At 49.8% G+C, this 24,007-nt stretch carries 22 protein-coding genes; 12 read left to right on the top strand and 10 right to left on the bottom strand.

What is annotated here, in order from left to right; genetic code table 11:
• Positions 1-163: 163 nt before the first annotated feature.
• The gene (locus tag JYB87_RS11275; RefSeq protein WP_207353594.1) at positions 164-451 is read right to left on the bottom strand and encodes a helix-hairpin-helix domain-containing protein; all 288 of its coding nucleotides are present in this window, start codon (positions 449-451) and stop codon (positions 164-166) included.
• 67 nt (positions 452-518) lie between these two features.
• A complete protein-coding gene (locus JYB87_RS11270) occupies positions 519-1,403 on the bottom strand; it encodes a LysR family transcriptional regulator (protein ID WP_207353593.1) in 885 nt (294 codons plus the stop codon).
• A gap of 104 nt (positions 1,404-1,507) precedes the next feature.
• On the opposite strand from JYB87_RS11270, the gene JYB87_RS11265 reads away from it, so the two are divergent.
• From JYB87_RS11265 to JYB87_RS11235, 7 genes are all read left to right on the top strand, one after another.
• A complete protein-coding gene (locus tag JYB87_RS11265) occupies positions 1,508-2,164 on the top strand; it encodes a DsbA family protein (RefSeq protein ID WP_207353592.1) in 657 nt (218 codons plus the stop codon).
• A gap of 29 nt (positions 2,165-2,193) precedes the next feature.
• Entirely contained in the window at positions 2,194-3,081 is an 888-nt protein-coding gene (locus JYB87_RS11260; protein ID WP_228729848.1) for a Vmh family MBL fold metallo-hydrolase, read from the top strand.
• A 185-nt stretch (positions 3,082-3,266) separates the two neighbouring features.
• Positions 3,267-4,043, top strand: a complete 777-nt coding sequence (locus tag JYB87_RS11255; RefSeq protein WP_207353591.1) for a TSUP family transporter — start codon at positions 3,267-3,269, stop codon at positions 4,041-4,043.
• Between the two features lie 21 nt (positions 4,044-4,064).
• Complete coding sequence (locus JYB87_RS11250) at positions 4,065-5,210, top strand: exonuclease SbcCD subunit D (RefSeq protein ID WP_207353590.1); 1,146 nt, start codon at positions 4,065-4,067, stop codon at positions 5,208-5,210.
• A complete protein-coding gene (locus JYB87_RS11245; RefSeq protein ID WP_207353589.1) occupies positions 5,207-8,287 on the top strand; it encodes an SbcC/MukB-like Walker B domain-containing protein in 3,081 nt (1,026 codons plus the stop codon). The genes JYB87_RS11250 and JYB87_RS11245 overlap by 4 nt, the downstream gene beginning before the upstream one ends.
• Before the next feature lie 153 nt (positions 8,288-8,440).
• Positions 8,441-9,736, top strand: coding sequence for a peptidoglycan DD-metalloendopeptidase family protein (locus JYB87_RS11240; protein WP_407695814.1), 1,296 nt, complete (start codon positions 8,441-8,443; stop codon positions 9,734-9,736).
• Between the two features lie 129 nt (positions 9,737-9,865).
• On the top strand, positions 9,866-10,759 hold the full coding sequence (locus JYB87_RS11235; RefSeq protein ID WP_228729847.1) for a tetratricopeptide repeat protein: 894 nt from the start codon (positions 9,866-9,868) through the stop codon (positions 10,757-10,759).
• Here JYB87_RS11235 and JYB87_RS11230 read toward each other — a convergent pair.
• The 3 genes from JYB87_RS11230 to JYB87_RS11220 form a co-directional block, all read right to left on the bottom strand.
• Positions 10,756-11,262: a M48 metallopeptidase family protein gene (locus JYB87_RS11230; protein WP_207353588.1), complete on the bottom strand. Its 507-nt coding sequence runs from the start codon at positions 11,260-11,262 to the stop codon at positions 10,756-10,758. The two genes, JYB87_RS11235 and JYB87_RS11230, sit on opposite strands and share 4 nt — an antisense overlap.
• Before the next feature lie 7 nt (positions 11,263-11,269).
• Positions 11,270-11,707 (bottom strand): DUF3010 family protein, encoded by a 438-nt coding sequence (locus JYB87_RS11225; RefSeq protein ID WP_207353587.1) that lies wholly within the window; start codon positions 11,705-11,707, stop codon positions 11,270-11,272.
• A gap of 64 nt (positions 11,708-11,771) precedes the next feature.
• Positions 11,772-13,112, bottom strand: coding sequence for a DEAD/DEAH box helicase (locus JYB87_RS11220; RefSeq protein WP_207353586.1), 1,341 nt, complete (start codon positions 13,110-13,112; stop codon positions 11,772-11,774).
• 231 nt (positions 13,113-13,343) lie between these two features.
• On the opposite strand from JYB87_RS11220, the gene rssA reads away from it, so the two are divergent.
• The 4 genes from rssA to ribA all read left to right on the top strand — a co-directional run bounded on the left by rssA (position 13,344) and on the right by ribA (position 18,067).
• Positions 13,344-14,279: a patatin-like phospholipase RssA gene (gene rssA / locus JYB87_RS11215; protein WP_207353585.1), complete on the top strand. Its 936-nt coding sequence runs from the start codon at positions 13,344-13,346 to the stop codon at positions 14,277-14,279.
• Between the two features lie 257 nt (positions 14,280-14,536).
• Complete coding sequence (nrdD, locus tag JYB87_RS11210; RefSeq protein ID WP_207353584.1) at positions 14,537-16,654, top strand: anaerobic ribonucleoside-triphosphate reductase; 2,118 nt, start codon at positions 14,537-14,539, stop codon at positions 16,652-16,654.
• A 47-nt stretch (positions 16,655-16,701) separates the two neighbouring features.
• Positions 16,702-17,175 carry an anaerobic ribonucleoside-triphosphate reductase-activating protein gene (gene nrdG / locus JYB87_RS11205; RefSeq protein ID WP_207353583.1) on the top strand — a complete coding sequence of 158 codons (474 nt, stop codon included), beginning with the start codon at positions 16,702-16,704 and terminating at the stop codon, positions 17,173-17,175.
• 277 nt (positions 17,176-17,452) lie between these two features.
• Positions 17,453-18,067 (top strand): GTP cyclohydrolase II, encoded by a 615-nt coding sequence (ribA, locus tag JYB87_RS11200; protein WP_207353582.1) that lies wholly within the window; start codon positions 17,453-17,455, stop codon positions 18,065-18,067.
• Positions 18,068-18,155: 88 nt separating this feature from the next.
• Here ribA and JYB87_RS11195 read toward each other — a convergent pair whose 3' ends face one another.
• Complete coding sequence (locus tag JYB87_RS11195) at positions 18,156-18,899, bottom strand: class I SAM-dependent DNA methyltransferase (protein WP_207353581.1); 744 nt, start codon at positions 18,897-18,899, stop codon at positions 18,156-18,158.
• A 297-nt stretch (positions 18,900-19,196) separates the two neighbouring features.
• On the opposite strand from JYB87_RS11195, the gene JYB87_RS11190 reads away from it, so the two are divergent.
• Positions 19,197-19,556: a cyclophilin-like fold protein gene (locus tag JYB87_RS11190; protein ID WP_207353580.1), complete on the top strand. Its 360-nt coding sequence runs from the start codon at positions 19,197-19,199 to the stop codon at positions 19,554-19,556.
• A gap of 108 nt (positions 19,557-19,664) precedes the next feature.
• On the opposite strand, the gene JYB87_RS11185 is transcribed toward JYB87_RS11190, so the two are convergent.
• From JYB87_RS11185 to JYB87_RS11170, 4 genes are all read right to left on the bottom strand, one after another.
• Positions 19,665-20,045, bottom strand: a complete 381-nt coding sequence (locus tag JYB87_RS11185; protein ID WP_207353579.1) for a VF530 family protein — start codon at positions 20,043-20,045, stop codon at positions 19,665-19,667.
• A gap of 62 nt (positions 20,046-20,107) precedes the next feature.
• Entirely contained in the window at positions 20,108-20,491 is a 384-nt protein-coding gene (locus JYB87_RS11180) for a rhodanese-like domain-containing protein (protein ID WP_207353578.1), read from the bottom strand.
• Complete coding sequence (locus JYB87_RS11175) at positions 20,488-20,712, bottom strand: YgaP family membrane protein (protein ID WP_207356679.1); 225 nt, start codon at positions 20,710-20,712, stop codon at positions 20,488-20,490. The genes JYB87_RS11180 and JYB87_RS11175 overlap by 4 nt, the downstream gene beginning before the upstream one ends.
• A 16-nt stretch (positions 20,713-20,728) precedes the next feature.
• Complete coding sequence (locus JYB87_RS11170) at positions 20,729-23,995, bottom strand: efflux RND transporter permease subunit (RefSeq protein ID WP_207353577.1); 3,267 nt, start codon at positions 23,993-23,995, stop codon at positions 20,729-20,731.
• Between the last annotated feature and the right edge of the window lie 12 nt (positions 23,996-24,007).

The raw sequence follows: 24,007 nt of genomic DNA, 5'->3' as shown, positions 1-24,007 counted from the left end.
TGGATGGCGATATGATTTGCCAATACCCAAACAACATAAGGAAATTGAATTTAAGGAATGTTGATTTTGGTCAAAATATAACGCTTTAGAAACTAACTTTCAGGATGAACTGTGGCCTGCATCCGCAGTGGCTAAGGCTTTCGAAAGTATTGGTTATAATAGGCTAGACGCTATATAACTTTTTACGTTCATCGGTAAAGTGCCACCAAGGTTGAGGCGCTTCACCATCAACAAAGCGAGTAATCGCCATAAACACGTCGATGACACAGGGATCATGACGAACACCGGTGATTTCACAGAGGGTTAGATAGAGTTGATAAGGATCTTGTCCGGCGAGTTGCTCAGGCTGATGTATACCCAGCAGTTGCAGATCGCTGGCGGTGGCTTTGCCGACGTTAGGCAGATCTGTCAGCGTTTTTACCTGTGCTCGCACTACTTTGGCTGGATTCATTTGCTGCTCCTTAAGCTGTATTTAAATTACGCAAACAAGATAAAAAATAACCAGATGTAAACCCGATTTAAGCGCTAGTTTGTAGAAAGTCGCGCAATGCATCAAGCAGCAGCCGCAACGCCAACGGTTGATGGATTCGGCTGCGATAGATGCCAAAAATGCCTAACGGCTGCGGTTGATAATCTTGCAATAATGCTGTCAATGCGCCGCTGTTTAAGTAGGGTGCTGCATCCAGCTCAGGTAACACGGCAATTCCACTGTGATTAAGAATGGCATCTAATAAGATAGAGGATTCGTTGACTGACAGATTGCCCTGAATTGGTGTATCAACCAATTCACCATTGGGGGCGATAAATGACCAAATCCCATCGGAGAAGTTACTGTAATGCAAACAGTTATGCTGAATTAATTGGGCGGGGGCTTTGGGTTCACCATACTCGGCCAGATAATGCGGACTGGCGCAGAGTACCGAGCGACAGTCACCGAGGCGCCGCGCGATAATATTGGGATCGAGTTCATTGGTGATCCGAATCGCCAAATCAATCCGCTCGGCCACCAAGTTAACGTTTTGGTTACTGATCTGCACCTCGACCTTGAGCGCCGGATGTTGCTTTAAAAACTGCTGCAACAGTGGATTGAGTATTCGCTGAGCGGTGAAATGCGCACAGGAAATCCGCAGCGTGCCCGCTACCGTTTGCTGTAACTCGACTTGGCTAATCCCATCAGCAAGCTGTAACAAGGCTTGGGTTTGCGACAGCAACTGCTCGCCAGCTGGCGTGAGGCTTAGTTTGCGTGAAGAGCGATGCAGCAAGCGCGTCCCCGCCCAATCTTCCATTTCAGCCAGATAGCGGCTAATCATCGGCCGCGACATGCCCATTGCCCTTGAGGCGGCACTCAAACTGCCTAATTCACAAATTCGGGTAAACACTTGCGCCGCGGTGATCCTATCCATTCATCTGCTCGATTTATGAAACAAACTATGTCTAATTATGGGGATTTTGTTTCTCAATGTGAAACTTAAAATAGCGCTATAGATTGATTCGTATCGAGGTCAGCATGACAAACACTCAAGAAATCACCCTGCATTGGATTATCGACCCACTTTGTGGCTGGAGCTATGGCGCCTTGTCGCTGCTACAGGCTACCGCGCAACAATGGCCAGCACAGTTTGAACTGCACTCAGGTGGCTTGTTTATGGGCTATAGCCGACGCCGCATTGATGCTGACTGGCATTTGCATGTTCGCGACCACGATGCCCGCATTGCTGAACTCACCGGCGCAACCTTTGGTGAGCAATATCGCGAGCATCTCTGTCGTGACCAATCGGTTGTATTGGATTCATTGCCTGCAAGCGCGGCCATGTTAGCGCTGCAACAACACAGCGGTGCTGATGCATTGGCATTTTTGGCCGCAGCACAACATGCCTGGTATGTGGATGGCAAAGATATTAGCCAAACCTCAGTGCTCGATGCAGTGGCTGCAAAGTTAGGTTTAGCGGCTGACGTGTGGCAAGAAGCCCGCAGCGATGCTGCCAAACAACTGGCCAGCCAAGCGATCAACCGTACTCGCCAGTTAATGGCTCAACATGGCGCACAAGGCTTTCCGAGTTTGTTAGTGCAACGAGGGACTGAGTATTTCAACGTGCCGGTGAATCGTTTTTATGGCGAGCCTGCCGCGTTAGTTCAGCAATTGACCCAGTGGCTGCAGGCGTAAGCGCGTCACTTTATCTAAAGGAGTAGTATATGAAATCCGTTGTTAAACCTATCTTGAAACACACCTTGCAACCATTGTTGGCCAGTGCCGCGATATTGCTGGCTGGCGTAACATCCGCCAATGCTGAGTTGCAGTTACAAACCTACAATCCGCAGCAAAATGGTATTTTCCCCATCAGCTCAACCCTGATCTCCGGTGAGCATGAAGCCATGCTGGTGGACGCGCAGTTCAGCACTCAAGATGGCGCGGCGTTGGTTCAACTGATCAAACAGAGCGGTAAACAGCTCACCACCATTTTGATTACCTGTGGTGACCCCGATTTCTACTTTGGCTTACAACCCATTGTGGCTGCGTTTCCTAACGCCAAAGTGGTTGCCACGCAAAAAGTGGTGGATCATATCAATGCCACCAAAGCAGCCAAAATTGCTTATTGGGGACCGATTTTAAAATCCGGTGCGCCGACTGAAATCATTGTGCCGCAAGCGACTGAGCAACGTAGCTTCAGTGTGGATGGTGACACCGTTGAGCTGCGTAAAGCCGATGATTATGGTGCGTTTTTGTGGATACCCTCTAACCGCACCGTGCTCGGTGGCGTGGCGGTCGTTGCCGGACAACATGCGTGGACTGCTGATACTCAAACCGTAGCTGCTCGCCAACAGTGGCGTGATGATATCAACGCGATGCTGGCGCTGAAGCCACAGAAAGTGATTCCCGGCCACTATGTCAAACAGATGCCTAATGGCGTTGCTGCACTGCAATTTACCGAACAATACCTGCAAACCTTTGATGAGGTGTTACGTCAATCTGCCGATTCAGCAGCGGTGATTGCCAGCATGAAAGCCAAATATCCTCATTTAGCGGGTGAACAATCGCTGGAGATGAGCGCCAAGGTCAATACGGGCGAAATGAAGTGGTAATCAACTCTGTAATCCATTGATTGAGCGCTGAGTTGATTTAGCGCTAACGTGAACGATAGAACACTAAGCCGTCTGTTACCCAGACGGCTTTTTTGCATCTGTACACTTTGCCTTTTTCACTTTGCGTTTTTAATCGAAAAGCTCTCTAATAGCCCATTCGACTCTTATCACAATAATAATATTCAATGGACATTGAGCTTACCCTCCAACTTGTAATCCTGCTGTTTTCGGTCGCCTTTGTGGCGGGCTTTATCGATTCAATCGCCGGTGGCGGCGGTCTCATCACCATTCCGGCGCTGATGTGGATAGGTTTACCGCCTGCGGCCGCGCTGGCGACTAACAAACTGCAAGCCTGTGGCGGCAGCTTTTTTGCCAGCGTCTATTTTGTGCGTAAAGGCATGGTGCAACTGCGGGAGATGAAACTTGCCATCGCCTGTGCGCTTGCTGGTTCAGCGGTGGGCACTATTGCGGTACAGCTGGTCGATGGCAGTGTATTAAAAACGATGTTGCCATTTTTAATCTTAGCGATTGGCTGTTACTTCCTGTTTTCTAAAAAGATTTCTGATCAAGACAGCGCGCGAGTGCTTACCCCGGTGCCGTTTGCGTTCACCATTGGCTTAGGTGTCGGCGTTTACGATGGCTTTTTTGGCCCCGGAACCGGCAGCTTTTTCGCCTTAGGCTTTGTCACCATGGCTGGCTACGGCATCGCCAAAGCTACGGCTCACGCCAAAGTGATGAACTTTGCCACCAATATCTCGTCACTGCTGTTTTTTACTCTAGGCGGTAAAGTAGTGTGGAGCATGGGACTCATTATGTTGGCTGGTCAAGGACTTGGCGCAACTTTAGGCTCGCGCTTAGTGTTGAGCAAAGGTACCAAGTTGATTCGGCCTTTGGTGGTGACCATGTCATTGCTGATGAGTGTTAAACTGTTAGCCGAGCATTACCATTTTCAACCGTTTTAAGCGCAAGGAAGCCTACAGCCTATGAAGTTTATTCACTCATCTGACTGGCATCTCGGTCGGCAATTGCATGGCGAATCACTGATTGAACAGCAGCGGTTAGCACTGCAGCAGATTGCCCAACTCGCCGTTGAGCATCAAGTTGATGCACTGGTGATCGCCGGTGATATTTACGATCGCTCGATTCCACCGGCCGCAGCAGTCACCTTACTGTCAGACTTTCTCGATGAGATGATTGCCGAGCATCAAATCCCGGTATTGTTGACTGCTGGTAACCACGACAGTGCCGAGCGCTTGGGGTTTGCCGCTAATCAGATGAAACGCAGTGGCTTGCATATTGTTGGCAGTTTGACCGCCGAACTCACGCCTATTTTGTTGCAGGGTAAAAGTGGCGCGGCTTGGTTTTATCCGATTTCTTACGCGGAGCCTACGGCGGTGCGGCATCTGCTCGACGATGACAGCATCACCAGTCACGAACAAGCGATGGCGGCAATGCTGGCGCAAGTGGCTGCCCACTCGAGCGAAGGCTTGCCAAAGGTGGTGGTGGCGCACTGTTTTCTGGATGGCAGCAGTGAATCTGAGTCTGAGCGGCCACTCAGTGTTGGCGGGGCTGACCGGATTTCGCCCGCATTATTTACCCCGTTTGATTATGCCGCACTTGGGCATCTGCATGGGCCGCAATATCGCGCCGCTGAGCATGTGCGTTATAGCGGTTCGCCGCTGAAGTACTCCTTTAGCGAGGCTACTCAGCGCAAATCGGTCACCTTGGTGGAACTGAAACCCTCACAGCCTGCTGTAATCACTTTGCTGCCGATTACCGCCGCGCGCGACGTGCGGATTATTGAAGGCAGCTTAGCGGAATTGCTTGAGCGTGCGAAAGATGATCCCCATGCGGATGATTACCTGATGGTGCGCTTGAGCGACACTCATGCCTTGCTCGACCCAATGGGTAAACTGCGTAGCCGTTATCCTAATGTGCTGCACTTGGAGCGCACCGGTTTGATGACTCAGCAACAAGACCGCGATATTGGCCGCGAGCGGATCAAAAAAGGTGAGCTGGAGATGTTCAGTGATTTCTTCTCGCAAGTGGCGGGAGAGCTATTAACCGAGGCGCAGCAGCAACATCTGCATGGATTGATTGATGAATTGCACCAAGGAGAGGATGCATGAAGCCATTACAACTGACCATGACGGCCTTTGGCCCGTTTGCGGATAAACAGGTTATCGACTTTCGCGAATTGGGGCAAAACCCACTGTTTTTGATTAATGGCCCAACCGGTGCCGGCAAAACCAGTATTCTCGATGCTATTTGTTTCGCGCTTTATGGCAAAACCACCGGCAATGAGCGTGAGGCGCCACAAATGCGCTGCGACTATGCCGATGACAGCCTGATGACCACGGTCGAGTTTCAATTTGAATTAGGCGAACGTTGCTATTTGATTAAACGCACGCCAGATCAGCAACGCCCGAAAGCCCGCGGTGATGGTTACACCAATCAAAGTGCCGAAGCCAAATTACAGCGGCTACTGCCCGATGGCAGTGCTGAATTGCTGGTGGCCAGCAGAGTCTCTGAAGCGACTAGCATGGTTGAAGAGTTGACCGGGCTGGATGTGGATCAGTTTCGCCAGGTGATGGTGTTGCCGCAAGGCAAGTTTCGTGAACTATTGCTGGCCGATTCTAAAGCGCGGGAAAAGATTTTTAGCCAGCTGTTTCAAACCAGCATCTATAGCCGTATTGAAGAGCGATTAAAGGCGCAAGCCAAAGCAATCCGCGATGAAGCCCATGATTTAGAGCAGAAACGACTGGGGATCCTCGATACTGCAGGGGTGGAATCAACCGATGCGCTGACAAATGCCATCAGTGAACTTACGCCACTTTGTGAGCACGCCAAACAGCAAAAAACGCAGGCCAGTGCCAAGCTGGACGAGGCAAATAAGCAGTTAGATGCAGGTAAACGCCTCAATAGTGAACTGGCGGAGCAGGCGCGGGTGGCGCAAAGCCTTGAGCAAGCCAAGGCGCGTCAAGCCGAGATGGATCGCGTCAAGCAACAACTCAAATTAGCGCAAATGGCGCAGCAAGTGCTGCCGGTTTATCGCCAGCAGCAACAACGCAGTCGCGAACTTATCGCACAGCAACAAGCACTGACTGCCGCCGAGCAGCAACTGAGACACGCTACGCAACAAAAACAGCAAGCCGATAGCGCCGCACAACAACTGCCTGCGCTGGATCAGCAATTGCAATTCAGCCGCAGTGCTCAGCAACACGCTGAGCAATTAAAGCCGTTACTGGAAAATTATTATCAGCAGCAACAGCAACTGGATCAGGCCAACACTGAGCTGCAGCGCGTTATTAAAGCGCAGCAAACGGCTGAGCAACAACTGCAACAACTGCAAGCAAAGAAAACCCAGCTCACGCAAGCGATGGCCGAACTGCAACAGCACGCTGGCCAGCTGTCTGAACTGCAACAGCAGCAATATCAGTGGCAGCGTCAATGTGAGCAAGGGCAGCAAATTGTGGGCTTGCAACAACAGCAACAGCGGCTTAATCATCAGTTGACCCAAAAAGCTGAGCAGGGCAAGCAGGCGAAAGCGGCGCTTGATACCGCAGAAGCCCAATTGACTCAGCTCAGAATACAATGGCACCAAGGGCAGGCGGCACTGTTAGCACAGCAACTTGGCCCCAATGTGCCGTGCCCCGTATGTGGCAGTCAGCAGCATCCTAATCCGGCGCACAGTGAGCTTGAAATTCCGACCGAACAGCAATTAGAGCACGCCCAGCAACAGCTCGACAGCAAACGCTCGATCTGCGAAACCTTGCGTAGCGATTACCGTAGCTTGCGCGATCAACTGGCGGGTTTGGAGCAACAGCTTGTACCTCTGTTTAGTGCGCTGGTGCTTGATTACCAAGCACCACTGCCGCTTGACGAATGGCAGCAACAACTCACCGCGACTCAACAGCAATTTGCCGCCGCGCAACAGGCGCAGCAACAGCTGAGCAAACAACAGCAGCAGCTTAGCGCGTTGGAGCAGCAATTAACTACGCAGCAACAGCAACTCAATAGTGCGCAACAGCAGGTGGCTGAGCAACAAAGCCACTGCAGCAGTTTAGCGGGGGCGCTAACAGAGAATCAGCGTCGTCTGCCTGCCGAGTTACAAAACCTCACCGCGGCAGCCGCGTTGGCGCAATTGACCGATCAATTGCAGCAATTGGCTCAGCAACAAAGCGGGCTAACGGCGCAAATAAACCAGATCCAACAAGCGCAGCAACAGGCAACGGCTCAGTTAGCCACGGCAGAAAGCGCCCTTGCTGCCAGCAAGCAACAGTTAGCGCAAGCACAAGGCTATAGCGAACAAGCTGAGCAAGAGCTAAGTAGCGCATTACTACAGGCCGGGTTTAGCGATGTGGCCGCGTTAACGGCTGCGCAGCTAAGCGATGGTCAACAGCAGCAGTTGACCGCCAATATTGAGCAATGGCAGCAGCAATGTCATGCCTTGGCAGGGCAACTTGATGCATTGCAGCAAAAGCTCAAAGATGCAATTGCGCCCGACCTTACCGCATTAATGACGGCAGTCACTGCACAGCAGCAACTGGTGCAACAAGCAGATGAGCAATTTCAACAGATCAACAGTCGCTTAAGTAACTTAATCAATTGCCAGCAAAAGTTGGCCGCCGATGCCAAAGCGTTAGCCGCTTTGGAAAGCCGTTTTGCGGTAGTGGGCACTTTGTCAGATGTTGCCAACGGCAATAACCAAAGCAAACTCAGTTTGCAGCGCTTTGTGTTGAGCGTATTGCTTGATGACGTGCTGCTTGAGGCTTCGGAGCGTTTAGCGCGTATGAGCAAAGGCCGCTATCGCTTGCTGCGCAAAGAGGAACGCGCCAAAGGTAACCGCGCCTCAGGGCTGGATTTAGAAGTGGAAGATGCCTACAGCGGCAAAGTGCGCCCCGTGGCGACCTTGAGTGGTGGTGAAAGCTTTATGGCGGCGCTATCGTTGGCATTAGGCTTGAGTAACGTGGTGCAAGCCTACGCTGGCGGCATCAAACTCGACACCCTGTTTATTGATGAAGGGTTTGGCAGTCTAGACCAAGACTCGCTAGAGTTGGCGATTCGCACCTTAATTGATTTGCAAGCCAGTGGCCGCATGATTGGGGTGATTTCTCATGTGACCGAAATGAAAGAACAGATACTGACCCGCGTTGATGTACTGAAACAGGCACGCGGTAGTGTCATCCGTTTGGAATGTGCTTAATTTCGCAAATCGCAGTTTAAAAAGTCGCCAATTAAATTTGAAAGCGGTTTTAGCCTTGTTTATTGCGTTCGATCTGATATAACTCTGTGAATTGGTGCTGTTACAAACAGATGACAGTGAACTTTAACCGTTAATTACTTTAGGAGACGCAGTTTGCAAACAGAGAAAATGTTTGGGTTTAGCAGTTATACCGCCCGTTTGCAGGCACTGCCATCTCTTCATCGTAAAACCTTATTACTCAGTGGCTTTTGTTTGGCGGTTGCCTTGGTTCTGCCAAGTACGCAATCTCAACGTATCACCCCAGTGGGTGACCGTATTCCATTAGAGTTGGATTTTAGCCGCATTCTGCCGCAGCAAAATGTGGAGCCAAATGAGGTTCGCACCCACAGCCCAAGCTTTGTCCATGACATTGAATCGGGCGACACCTTAAGCGCATTGTTCTCCCAAGCCGGTGTTGATCAGCAAACCATGTATAAAGTGCTGGAAGCTGATTTGAACGTGCTGGCGTTAGATACCTTGATGCCCGGTAACAGAATCAGTTTCTGGACCGATGAACAGCAACAACTGACCCAGTTAGAGCTTTACTTTAACGCTGCGCGCCAAGTGGTGTTCAGCCGTTATGACGATGGTAGTTTTGAAGTCAAAGAAGTTAACGTGCCGGGTCAGTGGCAAGACCGCATCATCAGCGGCACCATCAATGGTTCTTTCTATCGCTCCGCTGAAAAAATTGGATTAAGTGCAGGCGAGATTCAACGCGTTGAAATGCTGTTGAAAGATAAAGTGAATTTTGCCCGTGATTTGCGCGCAGGGGACACCTTCTCAATTTTGCTGAAAGACCAATTTGTGGAAGGCGAATTAACTGGTAACAGCCAACTACTGGGCATCAGTATTCACAATGGCCGTAACGATATCACCGCCTTTCAAGATGCTGACGGCAACTTTTATGATGAGAACGGCGCCAGCTTAGTGCGTGCCTTCCAACGCCTGCCTTTGGCAAAAGCCTATCGTGTTTCATCAGGGTTTAACCCGTATCGTCACCATCCTGTAACGGGCAGAACTGCACCGCACAACGGTACTGATTTCTCCACACCGATTGGCACTAAGATCGAAGCGACCGGCGATGGTGTGGTGAAAATGGTGACTGACCACCCATACGCAGGCCGTTATGTGGTGATTGAACATGACAGCAAGTACACCACCCGTTATCTGCATTTGTCTAAAGTGTTGGTGCACAAAGGGCAGCGCGTCAGTCGTGGTCAAGTGATTGCCTTATCGGGCAATACCGGCCGGGTGACGGGGCCGCATCTGCATTATGAGTTCCATATTAACGGCCGTCCGGTTAACCCTATGACCGCACAAATCCCAATGGCCAGCCACCTCGACAAACAGCAACTTTTGGCATTTAAGTCGTTGGTCGATCAACGCCGCCATATCATGAATCTGGGTTAAGCTCAGAAAATGTTAGAAATCCTCGCTACGGCGGGGATTTTTGTTTTTTTGTGCGGCAGCACGATGGCTGGGGGAACTTTTTGGCCATCAGATTTGCTCATGGATCAAGGGCTTGTTAGGCTTAGGGCGATGAAAACTACTGCCGAGGCTGCCATGATCCGTTTCCTTTCGCTGCTACTGCTTACTATGACCTTTACTGCCCCAGCGGTAGAAACCCCTGAGCCACAAGCATACTCTCAGCAAAGTATTTACGATAAGCCGTTGATGGAGCGCTATGTGCTCGATGAGCTGAAATCGATTCGGCAAGATCAGCAGTCACTGGAATTGCGGGTGACACAGCAGATCACTGACCGTGAATTGGCGGTGGCGGATAAATCGATGAACTATGCCAACGTCACCGTGACTTACTTTTTCTATTTGATTGCGGCGGCTGCGTCGTTAATTGCCTTGGTTGGCTGGCAATCATTGCGTGATATTCGGGTCAATACCCAGAAAATGGCCAATCAAAAACTGGAAGAGATTGCCGGGCGCTACGAGAAAAAGTTTCAGGATATGGAGCGCGAACTCAAGCGTAAATCCCGCATCATCACTGAAAACAATCGCGAGATTGAACGTATTAATGAGATCCACAACTTGTGGATCCGCGCGCAGCACTCGCAAACCCCAGAACAAAAAATTGAAATTTATAATGAAATTCTCAAAATCCGTCCGGGCGATTTGGAAGCACTGACCTATATGGCTGATGCTGCGATGGAGATGGGTGAATACCATTGGGCGCTGAGCATCTGTAACCGAGTGCTGGAAGTCGATCAGCAAAATGCCAATGCCCTGTATCAACGCGCCTGTGCCTACACCAAATTAGGCGCTGATGAGCAGGCAATATCAGATTTGGAATTAGCGGTAGATTTCAGTGCCTCTTTATCTGAAGCGGCTAAAGAGGAGAAAGACTTCGAAGCGCTGCATGGCTATCAGCGCTTTGACCAAATCATTGCGGAAGACGACAGCAATACCAATAAGAGTTAAGCCTGATAGGGATCTTCGCCCGCATCTGCCAAGGTGAGGTAGATACGCAGCTCAAATTCCAGCTGGTGATAATCTGGTTCCATGTACTGGCACAACTTGTAAAACGCTTTGTTGTGCTCTTTCTCCCGCAGGTGGGCGAGTTCATGCACTACTAGCATCCGTAAAAACGCTTCCGGCACACACTTTAGTTTGGACGAAATACGGATCTCGTTTTTGCTTTTGATTTTATAGCCTTGGCGTCGAGCGGCGTAGGTATGTAACCCTAACGCATGATGACTAAGGGTAATTTTGTCATCAAAACACACTTTGGCCAGTGGGGCAGATTGGCGCAGATATTCGTTCTTGAGCGCCATCGTGTATTCATACAGGGCGCGATCACTGCGAATTTGATGGATGTCTGGATGGCGCTTGAGCAGATAAGCGCCCAACTTCCCTTGTGCTTGAAGTTGGGCTACTTGCGCTTGGATCTCTGGGCTGTAATGGCCGAGATAGTCGGTCGCCAACGGAAGATCAGTCCTTGCTATATTGCTTGATGTTCAGGCGGGCGTAAGCCGCTTCAAAAGCGGGTTTTTGAATCTTACGCAGTTCCAAACATTCAAAGTCGACTTGCAGCGGATTGCGCTTTAATTGCTCTTTGATTTCCGTTTGTTGAATTACTGTCGCTGGCAGGTTGCACAGTTGAATGGCCGCTTCCATTTTGAAACTTGCGGCTGAACCTGCGAATTTGCCTTTCAGAGGACGACTGATAATGGCGATTTCATCGACTTTATAATCTTGCATCAACTTGTTGAAGGCGAAATGGAATTCTTGAATCGCCTGGTCGTCGGTTGCGTTACGCAAACTGATTGAGCGACTGCGGCATTCCGGTACGTTGAACAATTCGCCATCATCTTGCACCAAGCAGATAATCGCTTCGCTGCTGTTAATCTCTACACCACAAACTTTCATTGGTCTTTCCTTTCTGTTTTGCCCAACGGCTGAGCAAAACTATGATTCGTCATTGTTTAAACAGTTATTCGTCGCTTTCGCTAACGTCAGGTTTGGCCGGTTTACGGCGCATCGGCGCATCGCCAACATCCACCGAGGTCATAAAGCGCTTATCGCGCTGAGCTGGCTTGGCCGCGGCTTTTACTGAACTGCGAGGTTTAGCAGCCTTAGGTTTAGTGATCGACCGCTTACCAGTATGTTGGCGCTCTGGCGCAAGGCCGTTAAATCTGCCTTCAAAACCTTCAATGGCGGCGCGCTCAATATTGGTGCCGAGGAACGCTTCGATGCGCTCAAACGCGTGCCAATCTTTAGGCCCAACCAAGGACACCGCATCGCCTTTTGCGCCTGCGCGAGCGGTACGGCCAATCCGGTGAATATATTCTTCGGCAAATTTTGGCATATCAAAGTTGACCACTAAGCCAACATTGGTCAAATCGAGCCCGCGTGATGCCACATCGGTAGTAACGAGCACTTTGGCTTGGCCGCGAGCAAAGCCGTCCATAATCTGGTTACGCTTACTCTGAATTAATTCGCCGCTCAAGCCAATTGCAGAATGCCCCCAACTGTCCACCAATTGCGCTAAACGCTCGGCATCGACGCGAGTGGCGGTAAAGATAATGGCTTGCTGGAAACTAGCGTGGTTCAACACCTGCTGCAATACCGCTTCTTTGTGGGTGAGGTTATCGACTAAATACAAACGTTGCTGAATGTCTGGGTTGGCTTGGTTACTGGCACCAATCGCTACATGGCGTGGGTCTTTAAGTAACTCACTGGCCAGTGTTTGCACTTCATCGTGCGCTAAGGTGGCTGAAAACATCAGCGTTTGGCGGCGACGATGGTCAGCCGCGCTGTTGATAGCGCGCAGTTGCGAGGCAAAGCCTAAATCTAACATGCGATCCGCTTCATCTAACACCAGTAACTCCAAGCCGTTCAGAAACAGATGGCGTTGTTCTAGGTGATCGGCTAAACGGCCTGGGGTTGCCACAATAAAGTGCGGATTGCGTGCCAGTGCTTTTGCTTGATCGTTAAAGTTCTCGCCGCCGAGAATACTGACCGCGCTGTATTGGGTATTGGCTACCAGTGAGCGCAACTCGGCATACACTTGGTTTGCCAGTTCGCGCGTAGGCAGCAAAATCAACACCCGCGGGTCTTGTTTACTCAGTGCTTTGGTTGAAATAACACGTTGCAACGCCGGCAGCAAAAACGCAAAGGTTTTACCTGAGCCTGTTTTTGATGACGCCATCAGATCCTTCCCGGCCAGTGCTACAGGAATGGCGACTTCCTGAATTGGAGTTGGCGTAGTGATGCCTTGATGCCCCAAAGATTGCAGTAAGCGTTTGTCGAGAAAAAAGTCTGAAAATTGCAAAAGTGAACTCCTATTTTTAGCGGCCGCATATTATAGGCGCTTTTTTGCCATTTGGGCAGCGCTAATACCGTTTGCGGCTAACTTTCATCGCGGCATCACGCGTATGTCATCGGCGCACAATATTGTGGTGCATTTCAGCACGTTGAGTTTATGGGGACTGCCCATATAGAATGGCCATTATAGGTGAATTTAGCGCGTTGTTCAGGAATTGCCGCAACAGGAGAGACAAGTATGCCATCGGTAGGTATTGCGTTAGGCAGCGGAGCCGCAAAAGGATGGGCACATATTGGCGTGCTAAAAGCGCTGGCAGCGATGGGGGTTCATCCGCAGAAGATAGCCGGATGCTCCATCGGTGCTCTGGTGGGCGCTGCTTATGCAAACGATAGGTTAGATGAGCTAGAGCGATGGGTCTGTGGCTTCACCAGTTGGCAAGTGTTGTCCTTGATGGACATCAGTTGGCGTCGTGGTGGGCTTATCGGTGGTGATAAGGTGTTTGATGCTATGGAGCAGCATCTTGGTGAGTGGAAAATCGAGGAGCTGAAAAAGCCGTTTATTGCGGTGTCGGCCGATCTCAATACTGGCCAAGAAGTGTGGTTTCGTAGTGGCAATTTACGTAATGCGGTGCGCGCTTCATGTTCAATGCCGGGGATTATGTCGCCCGTCAGGCAGGGGAAGCGTTGGCTGGTGGATGGTGCTGTGGTGAATCCCATTCCTGTGTCGGTGGCGCGGGCGATGGGGGTTGATGTGGTGATTGCGGTTGATCTCAATGGTCATCGGCGCGAAAAACTGCAAATTCTGCCGGTAAACATCAAAAGTGAATGCAGCGACCAAGATAAAGCGGAAGAACGGCAACAGTCAGAATCAACCTTTATGGACTTTTTTGCCAAAGGCAAAGACTACATTGGTAACCTGACGCAAAAATTCTCATCAGCTAATAAGCAACAACCGGGCATGTTGGCGGTGATGTCGCAATCGATGGATATTTTGGAGCAGCGACATAAACGGGCGCGCTTAGTGGGCGACCCACCCGATATCTGCATTATTCCGAAAGTTTCGGATATTGGCATGATGGAATTTCATCGTGCCGAAGAAGCGATTGAAGCTGGCTATCAGGCGGTATGCCGTGTACGTCACTTAATCGAAGCGACCCTAGGTGACTACGAATAGTGCCTTAGACCATGGTATTATAGGCGGCTAAAATTAGTCGCCAACTATCGCTCTAAAACCCGCGCGTCAAGTGCAAAAAACCTCTTTTACTACCGTTCCGTCAACTATTGAACACTCAATTTTCTGACTCATCTAATCATGATCGAGATCAATGATTCCTTGTGCCGTTTGTAGCCTAATTGCCCACATATAGTGTTGAGGTGGTTAAATTTCACTATATATGGTGATTAAAAACGAAAATAAGGAGAATAAGAGCCATGCCAGTTGTTATCAAAAGGGACGGGTGTCGTACACCGTTTGATGAAACAAGACTCAGGGACGCAGTGCTGGCCGCCTCGACGCACTGTGGTGTAGATGATGCGGATTATGCTGCAACTGTCGCCGCAGTAGTGACCCAAGCTGTCAAAGAGAAAGACGAAGTAGGTATCCAAGAATTACAGGACCATGTCGAAAACCTGTTGATGGATGGGCCATACAAAAAGGTAGCCCGTGCGTATATCGAATATCGTCACGACCGTGACATCTGCCGTGAAAGCTCAAGTAAGCTCAGCCTAGAAATTCGTGGTTTGGTTGAGCAAAGTAACGCTACTTTGCTGAACGAAAACGCTAATAAAGACGCGAAAGTGATCCCAACCCAACGTGACTTGCTGGCGGGGATTGTCGCGAAGCATTACGCCAAACATCATATTCTGCCCAAAGATGTGGTTGCCGCCCATGAAGCCGGTGAAATCCACTATCACGATTTGGACTACTCACCGTTCTTCCCAATGTTCAACTGTATGTTGATTGATTTGGGCGGCATGCTGACCCGTGGTTTTAAAATGGGCAATGCTGAAATTGATACACCTAAATCAATTTCAACTGCGACCGCCGTTACTGCACAGATTATTGCGCAGGTGGCGAGTCACATTTACGGCGGCACCACCATCAACCGTATTGATGAAGTGTTGGCGCCGTTTGTTACCAAAAGCTATGAGAAACATCTGGAAGTAGCGCAAAAGTGGGGCATTAGCGACGCTGAAGGTTATGCCAATGAACGCACTGAAAAAGAGTGTCACGATGCGTTCCAATCACTTGAATATGAAGTGAATACCCTGCACACCGCGAACGGTCAAACTCCGTTTGTGACCTTTGGTTTTGGTCTCGGTACTAGCTGGCAATCACGTTTAATTCAGCAGTCGATTCTGAAAATCCGTATGGAAGGTCTGGGTAAAAACCATAAGACTGCGGTGTTCCCTAAACTGGTATTTGCCATTAAAGATGGCGTCAACCACAAGCAGGGAGACCAAAACTACGATATCAAACAGCTGGCGTTGCAATGCTCTACCATCAGAATGTACCCAGACATCCTCAACTATGAACAAGTTGTGCGCGTGACTGGCTCATTTAAAACCCCAATGGGATGCCGCAGCTTCCTCGGTGTTTATGAAGAAAATGGTGAGCAGATCCACGAAGGCCGTAACAACCTCGGCGTGGTCAGCGTTAACTTACCGCGCATCGCCCTTGAAGCTAAAGGTGACGAACAAGCTTTCTACCGCCTGTTGGATCAACGTTTAGTCATCGCCCGCAAAGCGCTGGATACCCGTATTGCTCGCTTAGAAAACGTGAAAGCCCGTGTGGCCCCAATCCTGTATATGGAAGGCGCTTGTGGCGTGCGTTTGAAGGCTGACGATACTATTGCGCAAATCTTCAAAAATGGCCGTGCGTCGATCTCGTTGGGTTACATCGGTTTGCATGAAACCATTAACGCGCTGTATGGCAATGGCACACATGTGTTTGATGATGCCACCTTGCGCGAAAAAGCAGTGGCGATTGTCGCTCGTTTAAAAGCCGCTACCGAGCAGTGGAAAGCAGAAACTGGTTATGGTTTCAGCTTGTATGCCACCCCAAGTGAAAACTTGTGCAGCCGCTTTGCTAAGTTGGACGTAAAGCAATTTGGTTTAGTGGACGGAGTGACCGACAAAGGTTATTACACCAACAGCTTCCACTTGGATGTTGAAAAGAACGTCAACCCTTACGACAAAATCGACTTTGAAAAGCCATATCCAGATTTGTCTAGCGGTGGTTTCATTTGCTACGGCGAATATCCAAACATGCAGAAAAACGTGGAAGCGTTGGAAGATGTATGGGATTACAGCTTTAAGCATGTGCCTTACTACGGCACTAACACGCCAATTGATGAATGTTACGACTGTGGTTTTACTGGCGAATTTGAATGTACCTCTAAAGGCTTTGTCTGTCCTAAATGTGGTAACCATGAGCCAAGCCGAGTGTCGGTAACTCGCCGCGTATGTGGTTATTTGGGCAGTCCTGATGCGCGTCCATTCAATCACGGCAAGCAGGAAGAGGTTAAACGTCGAGTTAAGCACCTCTAATCGCGACTAAGGGGCACCGAGTGTGCCCCTCACTTTTGGAGCTTCGCATGAACTATCACAAGTATTTTCCCGTTGATGTGATTAACGGCCCCGGCACGCGCGCCACACTGTTTGTGTCAGGCTGCGAGCATCAATGTCGTGGCTGCTACAATCAATCCACTTGGGATCCGCGTTCTGGTCATCTGTTTGATAAACAGATGGAAGACCAAATCATCAAAGATTTAACCGACAGTCGCATCAAGCGTCGAGGCCTATCATTATCGGGCGGTGACCCGCTGTTTCCGGCAAACCTAGGCGCGATAAAACAGCTATTGCAGCGGGTAAGGGAAGAAGCCCCCAGCAAAGATGTCTGGCTTTGGACCGGTTATACGCTGGCGGAGTTAACGAGCGAACAACAAGCCTTGTTACCGCTGATTGATGTATTGGTGGATGGCAAGTTTGAGCAGTCTCTGGCCGATCCTTCACTGAGCTTTCGCGGCTCATCCAATCAAGTGATTCATCAGTTACATCCTCAAGGCTGACAGCTTTTTTAACCAAACGTGCGATGTGTGGCATTAATCGTTCACAATAATCGAAATTTTGCGAAAAAAAGCTGCTTCATCCTGTGCGGGTTATTGATATACTCCACAGCCTAATAGACCGAAGGTCTGCATTGCCCGTGTCGCAAGCGGGAAAGGTTTGCTTAGTGGCCGCCTGCGCGCAGCAAAATCACTAAGCCTGAAGGTGTTAAACAGCTTTTATCTCGATGCTGGTTAAAGCGGTACAGATGGGTGTTCGAGATGTCGTTAAGGTTAGTTCATGTCGATTAAATACGTTGCTACAGCCAAATTACCAACGCCTTGGGGTGTGTTTTCCATGCATGGTTTTGAAGATACAGAATCAGGCAAAGAGCATGTAGCGTTAACCTTTGGTGAATTACAGGCCGACGAGCCGATGCTGGGACGCATTCATTCTGAATGTCTCACTGGCGATGCGCTGTTTAGTCTGCGTTGCGATTGTGGTTTTCAGTTGCAAACAGCGATGCAAAATATTGCTGCAGAAGGACGTGGTTTTATTCTCTATCTGCGTCAAGAAGGGCGCGGCATTGGCTTGCTCAATAAAGTGCGCGCTTATGCGCTGCAAGACCAAGGCGCAAATACTGTAGAAGCCAACGAAAAGTTGGGCTTCCCGGCAGATATGCGCAAATATGACATGATTGCGCCAATGCTGGAAAAAATCGGCGTACATAAAGTGCGTTTGATGACCAATAACCCTCGCAAAGTGAAAGCGATGCAGCAGGTTGGGGTGGAAGTGACGGAGCGGGTGCCGTTGCAAGTGGGTAAAAACCCATACAACGAAAACTACCTGAAAACCAAATCCCATGAGTTGGGGCATTTGATCCCGGATTCATACTTCGAACCGCATCAAGATTAAACAACAAAGGCCGCATTTAGCGGCCTTTGTTTTATGCAAATCTGTATCGCTGCGGCATATCCCCTCGGGCGTAGCCGACACCGTTTGGTTAACGTTTCACGCAGACAATCAACGCGTTGCCTGAATGCCCATCCCACGGAATGATTTTGTGGTAGTCATGCTCAAACAGGTGTACCTCAAAATAAGGCTGTAGCAGCAGTTCAATTGCCGCAAAGGTAAACGCCACCATGGGATGTTCGTCATGCCAAATTTGAGTTTGCTGGCTGCAGGTTTTTTCAATACTGAGCTTGAGGGCTTGTTGGTCACCATCACCTTGAAAAAACCAGCTGGAGCGAAAGGTAAACTGCTCATCGGCTTGGGTCGCGCCGTGTTGCACAAATAGCGCATTATTGATTTTGTCCTTGGCCACCACGTTAAAGCAGAATACGCCGCCGCTACTTAACGCACGGTGGGCGCTCTCAATACACTGCTTTAGCTTAGTCAGATCGGCGTTGTAATGGATGGAGTAGAGGAAGCAGGTGATCAGATCTAGCTCTTGAGTCACGGTAAAGTCACTCATGTCTTGTTGAACAAACTCCGCTTCTGGGCAGCGCTGCGCAGCGAGATCCAGCATTGGCTGGTTGATATCCAACCCACTACTTTGATAGCCAAAATCGATAAAATGGCGCACATGCGGGCCGGTGCCACAGGCCAAATCAAGGTGCTGATCACCGCCATTACCAAACATCTGATGCAATCTACGCACGCAATGGCTCTGGGCTTGGTAGTCGATATCGACACACATTAAGTCGTAGTAACCCGACAGGTCGGTATAGAGCGCATTGGCAGACATAATCAAGATCCGTGTTCGGCGGCGTAGTTAAGGGGCGCATAGTAAACTAATCGGCGTCAATTGCGAAGCCTTGCGCTGATAGTGTGCCTAGGTTGTGATGCTACGATTGGCTAGAAATTCAAAACAAATATGTTTGAAATTTATACAACCAACTAAAAATATTATAATTTTTTTAGAACTATGATCAATTTTTGGAAGATTGGGCAATCATTTAAGACTATTTGAATTGCTAAAACCATCGTATTTTTCTATTGTCCGCTGACAACAGACTCACATAATAAGTAGAAGGATTTACCTATGCCGATGGCGATTGTATTAAAAGCAGGCGATGTCGTGATCCCTGCCACCTTAAACGATACGGTGGCGGCGCAAGACTTTAAAAATCGTTTACCATTCAAAACCTCAGGTTACCGTTCAGCCTTTGATTACTGCTGCACGGCAACCGAAGGCAAGTTTGACCCAAGCGAAAAGCAATATGGCTGGAAAAACGGTGATATTAGCTTAGCAGGCGGTTGGTTTGCGGTATTGTTTGACGGCGAAGAGCAATCATCGACCTATGGCGACATCATGCCGATTGCCCATATTGCAAAAGAGCACTTGCCGCTGGTGCAAGGCTTGCCACGCGATATCACCTTTGTGGTTGAAGCGGCAGAATAATCCCCATTGCGTTAGGCGCTAGCGTGCCTACCTCCACTCCCTTTTGCGCTAGCGTCTAACCTTCCATGTACGAGCAGCGATGTTGGCTGTGCCCAACTCGCACACGGTTTACTTCTTGGGAGTACCCCAAATCGCACTGTTTTCACCAGTGCCAGTGCTGGTGTCTGTACCTTTGCCAGTGTGTGTTGCAGCAGGTTTGACTGATTTTGGCGCGGCAAGGGTAGGTTTACGATGCGCGACACTCTTTAAGTGCTCTGGCATCTTCTCGCCAATTGATTTGATATAAAGCCGTTCTAGCTTCTCTCTCGCCCAAGGCGTTTTGCGGAAAAACTTTAAACAAGACTTGATATTAGGATCATTGCTAAAGCAATTGACCTTGATGCGGTCAGCAAGACCCTCAAAGCCATATTGCTGCTCAAGATGCTGTAAAATGGCCTCTAAGGTTTTGCCGTGAAGCGGATCGTTTGGATGAGATTGGTTGGTTGACATAACAACTCCTGCAAATAACGGCGGCATAGTAACATAAACCGCCGTTAACGTAAGAGCCGCTATTAATGATTGGCAAACGGCTGTTGCAGTTCGCTAAAACCACCAGCGTTGGACACCGCTTGATAACCCGCCTGCTGCAATGCTTGTTGGGCGACGCTGGCGCGCCGACCGCTGCGACAATAGAGCACTATAGGGGTTGTCTTATCGACCTCTAATACCGCGAGCTGATCAACAATTTGCTGATACTCGATGTTTTTGGCGCCGTCGAGATGACCTTCGCTAAATTCTCCCGCGCTGCGAACATCAATCAACAGCGCCCCTTGCGCGACCAATTTCACTGCCGTTGGCGGCGTGATATCGCTGGTCGCGTGGGCTGGCAGTTGCCAACTTAGCAGGGCGACAAGGCTAACTGCGCTTAGGGTAGTGCGTGTTTTACTCCAACTCATTTTTTGGAAAACGCCTCTTCAGTGATTTGTGCTTCGGTTTTTACGCCCAGTTTACGCATCAACATACTTGCAGGACAGAAACCAGTAAATGCACTTTGTAGCAGGTTGGCACCGATAAAAACAGTGAACCAGAAAAAGTTATGATGGACTGTGGCTGTCAGCACCACAGACACCAGCACCATAAATCCGGCAAAAGCCATGGTGCCACGTTCTACAGACATAGGTTTAGACATAGTGTTAGGCTCCTGTAGCCAAAGTTGCAGGTTGGGCTTCCATACGTTTGCGCATGAAGGCGTAATACAGCACTGGGATCACCACTAAGGTGAGCAGTGTCGAAATCAAAATACCAAAGATGAGTGCAATGGCGAGACCGTTAAAGATGGGATCATCCAAAATAAACAGCGCACCAATCATCGCCGCTAGAGCAGTCAACATAATCGGTTTTGCCCTTACCGCCCCTGAGTGAATCACCGCTTGTTCAAACGGTAATCCGGCCGCGGTCTCTTGGTTAATAAAGTCGACCAATAGTATTGAGTTACGCACGATAATCCCGGCGAGGGCGATCATCCCAATCATCGAGGTCGCAGTGAACTGTGCGCCGAGCAGTGCATGACCTGGCATGACGCCAATAATGGTCAGTGGGATCGGCGCCATAATGATCAGCGGTACCAGATAAGATCGGAAGTGCGCGACTACCAACAGGTAGATAGCAATCATGCCGACACCGTAAGCGATGCCCATATCGCGGAAGGTTTCGTAAGTGATTTTCCACTCGCCATCCCACAAAACGCTGACGGCATTTAAGCCATCGGGTTGCTGAATATAGTGTTGCTCAAAGCCCAGTCCGCCCGTGGCATCGATGTCGGCCGCCATTTCAAACATGCCATACAGCGGGCTATCTAGTGGTCCAGCCATATCGGCCACGACCATAATCATCGGGATCATGTTTTTGTGGATGATAGGTTTATCGATACTGCCTTTTTGCACCTTAATCAGCTCAGATAACGGCACTGTGCCACCAAACTGACTGTCGAGCTTCATGGTCATCAGTTGGGTTAATTCGAGCTTATTGGCTTCGTCCAGTTCGAGTCTGATTGGCACTGGGTATTTTTGCATCGGTTTATGCAACACGTTGACATCATTGCCGCCTACTGAGGTGGCAATCAAATCAACGATGTTGGCATAAGGCACACCAAGTAAACTGGCTTTGCTGCGGTCGATGTTAATCTGCCATTTTTGTTGCGCGGCGGGTAGGTAGATATCGATATCCACCACGTCGGCAGTGTTGTGGAACAGCTGCATCAGATCGTTTGCGGCTTGTTCACGAATCGATTCACTAGGGCCATACACTTCCGCCACAATAGGCGACCACACCGGTGGGCCGGGTGGCACTTCAACCACTTTAACGTTTGCCTGATATTGCGCGGCAATCTGTTGCAGTGGGCCACGCACTGCGAGTGAAATGGAGTGGCTGTCGCGATCTCTGTGGTGCTTATCCACTAAGTTCACTTGAATATCGCCCGCTTCTTGGGTGCTGCGCATAAAGTAGTGGCGCACTAACCCATTGAAGTTAATCGGTGCATGCGTGCCCGCATACAGCTGCATGTTGCGCACTTCTGGCACGGTGGCGAGGTAGCTTGAAAGCGCCTTGAGCACTTTCTCGGTTTGCTCGACAGGCGTACCTTCCGGCATATCGACAATCACCTGAAACTCAGATTTGTTGTCAAATGGCAGCATTTTTAGCACCACCAATTGCCCCACAGGAAGCGCGACCGCCATGGCGATCAACAGCGCTACGCCGCCCGCAAGGCCAATGCGCGCCTTACGGCTCTCTAGAAACGGCTTAATCAAGCGATTAAACAGTTTGAGCATGACAGGCGAGGCGGACTCAACTTGGTGGTCGGCATTATCTTGAGCTGGTTTGTGATGTTTGAGCAGCTTACGGCTAAGCCAAGGCGTGACCACAAAGGCCACTGCCAGCGAAATCACCATCCCCATACTGGCATTGATAGGAATAGGGCTCATGTAGGGCCCCATCAAGCCGCTGACAAACGCCATCGGCAGCAGCGCAGCAATCACGGTAAAGGTGGCCAAAATTGTTGGACCACCCACTTCATCAACCGCCACCGGGATCAGTTCGCTAAAGGAGCGCTTGCCCATCGCCATATGCCGGTGAATGTTCTCCACCACCACAATGGCGTCATCCACCAGAATACCGATGGAGAAAATCAACGCGAACAAGCTGACGCGGTTCAGGGTAAAGCCGTAAGCCCAAGAGGCGAACAGGGTTATGGCGAGCGTAATGCCAATAGCAACACCGACTACAATGGCTTCGCGCAGCCCCATTGTCAGCAATACCAGAATCACCACCGCAGTGGTAGCAAAAATCAGTTTAAAAATCAGTGTATTAGACTTGTCTGCTGCCGTCACGCCATAGTTTCGTGAAACGCTGATATTGACCTTCTCAGGAATAATCACGTTGCGTACTTGCTCAACTTTAGCAAGTACCGCATCAGCCACATCCACCGCGTTTTCGCCCGGTTTTTTACCGATTGAAATGGTCACTGCAGGGAAGATGCCTTCAGCTGTGTGGTCAGTCGTACCCGCGGTTTCTTTGTTGGTTTGATAGTGCCATGCGCTGGCGCTTGGCAGATCGGCCTTTAAGCTGATATCAGCGATATCAGACAGATACACAGGTGCGGGTACACCATTGCTGTCATTGTTAACGGCTACCACGAGGTTTTTGACATCATCAATCGATTGCAAAAATTGCCCCGCTTGCACCTTAATCTCTTGGTTATTTTGCACCAGAGATACTGGCATTGACACCGCGTTATTGGCACTTAAGGCGTTACGGATTTTGTCGTAACTGACGCCGTAGTGATTCATCCGTTGTGGGTCGATACGCACATTTAATACCAGTTCGTGCGGCGCAACTGTGGTGACTTCTCGGGTACCGGCAATCCGTTTTAGTTCAGTTTCTAAGCCGTTGGCGACGTGGGTCAACTGCTGCGCTGACACGGTTTGATCTTCTGACCATAGGGTCAGGCTGACGATCGGTACATCATCAATCCCCATCGGCTTGATGGAGGGTTGACCAATACCAGCGGCGCTTGGCAAGCGATCTAGATTGGAATAGATCTGGTTGTAGAGTTTTACAATCGCTTCATTGCGGGGTACCCCCACTTTGAAGATCACAATGATCAAGGCACCATCGGGTTGTGAAAACGAATAGAGGGTGTCGATACCTTTGATTTGCGAGATCACTTCTTCAGCGGGCAGAGTGACCAGCTGTTCCACTTCGGAGGGTTTTGCGCCCGGGAATGGAATGTAGACGTCGGCAAAAGTGACATCAATCTGCGGTTCTTCCTCTTTGGGCGTAATTAAAATGGCGAACAAGCCCAGTAATAAACCTAGCAGAGCCAACAGTGGTGTGATCGCGCTATTTTGGAATTTCGCCGCAATTTTGCCTGAAATCCCCATATGATTATTTTCTGCAGTCATCGTAATGTCCTA

This window comes from Shewanella avicenniae (assembly GCF_017354945.1).
In the GTDB taxonomy this organism is placed as follows: Bacteria; Pseudomonadota; Gammaproteobacteria; order Enterobacterales; family Shewanellaceae; genus Shewanella; species Shewanella avicenniae.
This window is presented reverse-complemented; position numbering and strand designations above follow the sequence as displayed.

Excerpts from the sequence above, each read along its gene's own strand:
- JYB87_RS11275 (WP_207353594.1), bottom strand. The coding sequence starts at position 451 with ATGAATCCAGCCAAAGTAGTGCGAGCACAGGTAAAAACGCTGACAGAT.
- JYB87_RS11270 (WP_207353593.1), bottom strand. The coding sequence starts at position 1,403 with ATGGATAGGATCACCGCGGCGCAAGTGTTTACCCGAATTTGTGAATTA.
- JYB87_RS11265 (WP_207353592.1), top strand. The coding sequence starts at position 1,508 with ATGACAAACACTCAAGAAATCACCCTGCATTGGATTATCGACCCACTT.
- JYB87_RS11260 (WP_228729848.1), top strand. The coding sequence starts at position 2,194 with ATGAAATCCGTTGTTAAACCTATCTTGAAACACACCTTGCAACCATTG.
- JYB87_RS11255 (WP_207353591.1), top strand. The coding sequence starts at position 3,267 with ATGGACATTGAGCTTACCCTCCAACTTGTAATCCTGCTGTTTTCGGTC.
- JYB87_RS11250 (WP_207353590.1), top strand. The coding sequence starts at position 4,065 with ATGAAGTTTATTCACTCATCTGACTGGCATCTCGGTCGGCAATTGCAT.
- JYB87_RS11245 (WP_207353589.1), top strand. The coding sequence starts at position 5,207 with ATGAAGCCATTACAACTGACCATGACGGCCTTTGGCCCGTTTGCGGAT.
- JYB87_RS11235 (WP_228729847.1), top strand. The coding sequence starts at position 9,866 with ATGAAAACTACTGCCGAGGCTGCCATGATCCGTTTCCTTTCGCTGCTA.
- JYB87_RS11225 (WP_207353587.1), bottom strand. The coding sequence starts at position 11,707 with ATGAAAGTTTGTGGTGTAGAGATTAACAGCAGCGAAGCGATTATCTGC.
- rssA (WP_207353585.1), top strand. The coding sequence starts at position 13,344 with ATGCCATCGGTAGGTATTGCGTTAGGCAGCGGAGCCGCAAAAGGATGG.
- nrdD (WP_207353584.1), top strand. The coding sequence starts at position 14,537 with ATGCCAGTTGTTATCAAAAGGGACGGGTGTCGTACACCGTTTGATGAA.
- nrdG (WP_207353583.1), top strand. The coding sequence starts at position 16,702 with ATGAACTATCACAAGTATTTTCCCGTTGATGTGATTAACGGCCCCGGC.
- ribA (WP_207353582.1), top strand. The coding sequence starts at position 17,453 with ATGTCGATTAAATACGTTGCTACAGCCAAATTACCAACGCCTTGGGGT.
- JYB87_RS11195 (WP_207353581.1), bottom strand. The coding sequence starts at position 18,899 with ATGTCTGCCAATGCGCTCTATACCGACCTGTCGGGTTACTACGACTTA.
- JYB87_RS11190 (WP_207353580.1), top strand. The coding sequence starts at position 19,197 with ATGCCGATGGCGATTGTATTAAAAGCAGGCGATGTCGTGATCCCTGCC.
- JYB87_RS11185 (WP_207353579.1), bottom strand. The coding sequence starts at position 20,045 with ATGTCAACCAACCAATCTCATCCAAACGATCCGCTTCACGGCAAAACC.
- JYB87_RS11180 (WP_207353578.1), bottom strand. The coding sequence starts at position 20,491 with ATGAGTTGGAGTAAAACACGCACTACCCTAAGCGCAGTTAGCCTTGTC.
- JYB87_RS11175 (WP_207356679.1), bottom strand. The coding sequence starts at position 20,712 with ATGTCTGTAGAACGTGGCACCATGGCTTTTGCCGGATTTATGGTGCTG.
- JYB87_RS11170 (WP_207353577.1), bottom strand. The coding sequence starts at position 23,995 with ATGACTGCAGAAAATAATCATATGGGGATTTCAGGCAAAATTGCGGCG.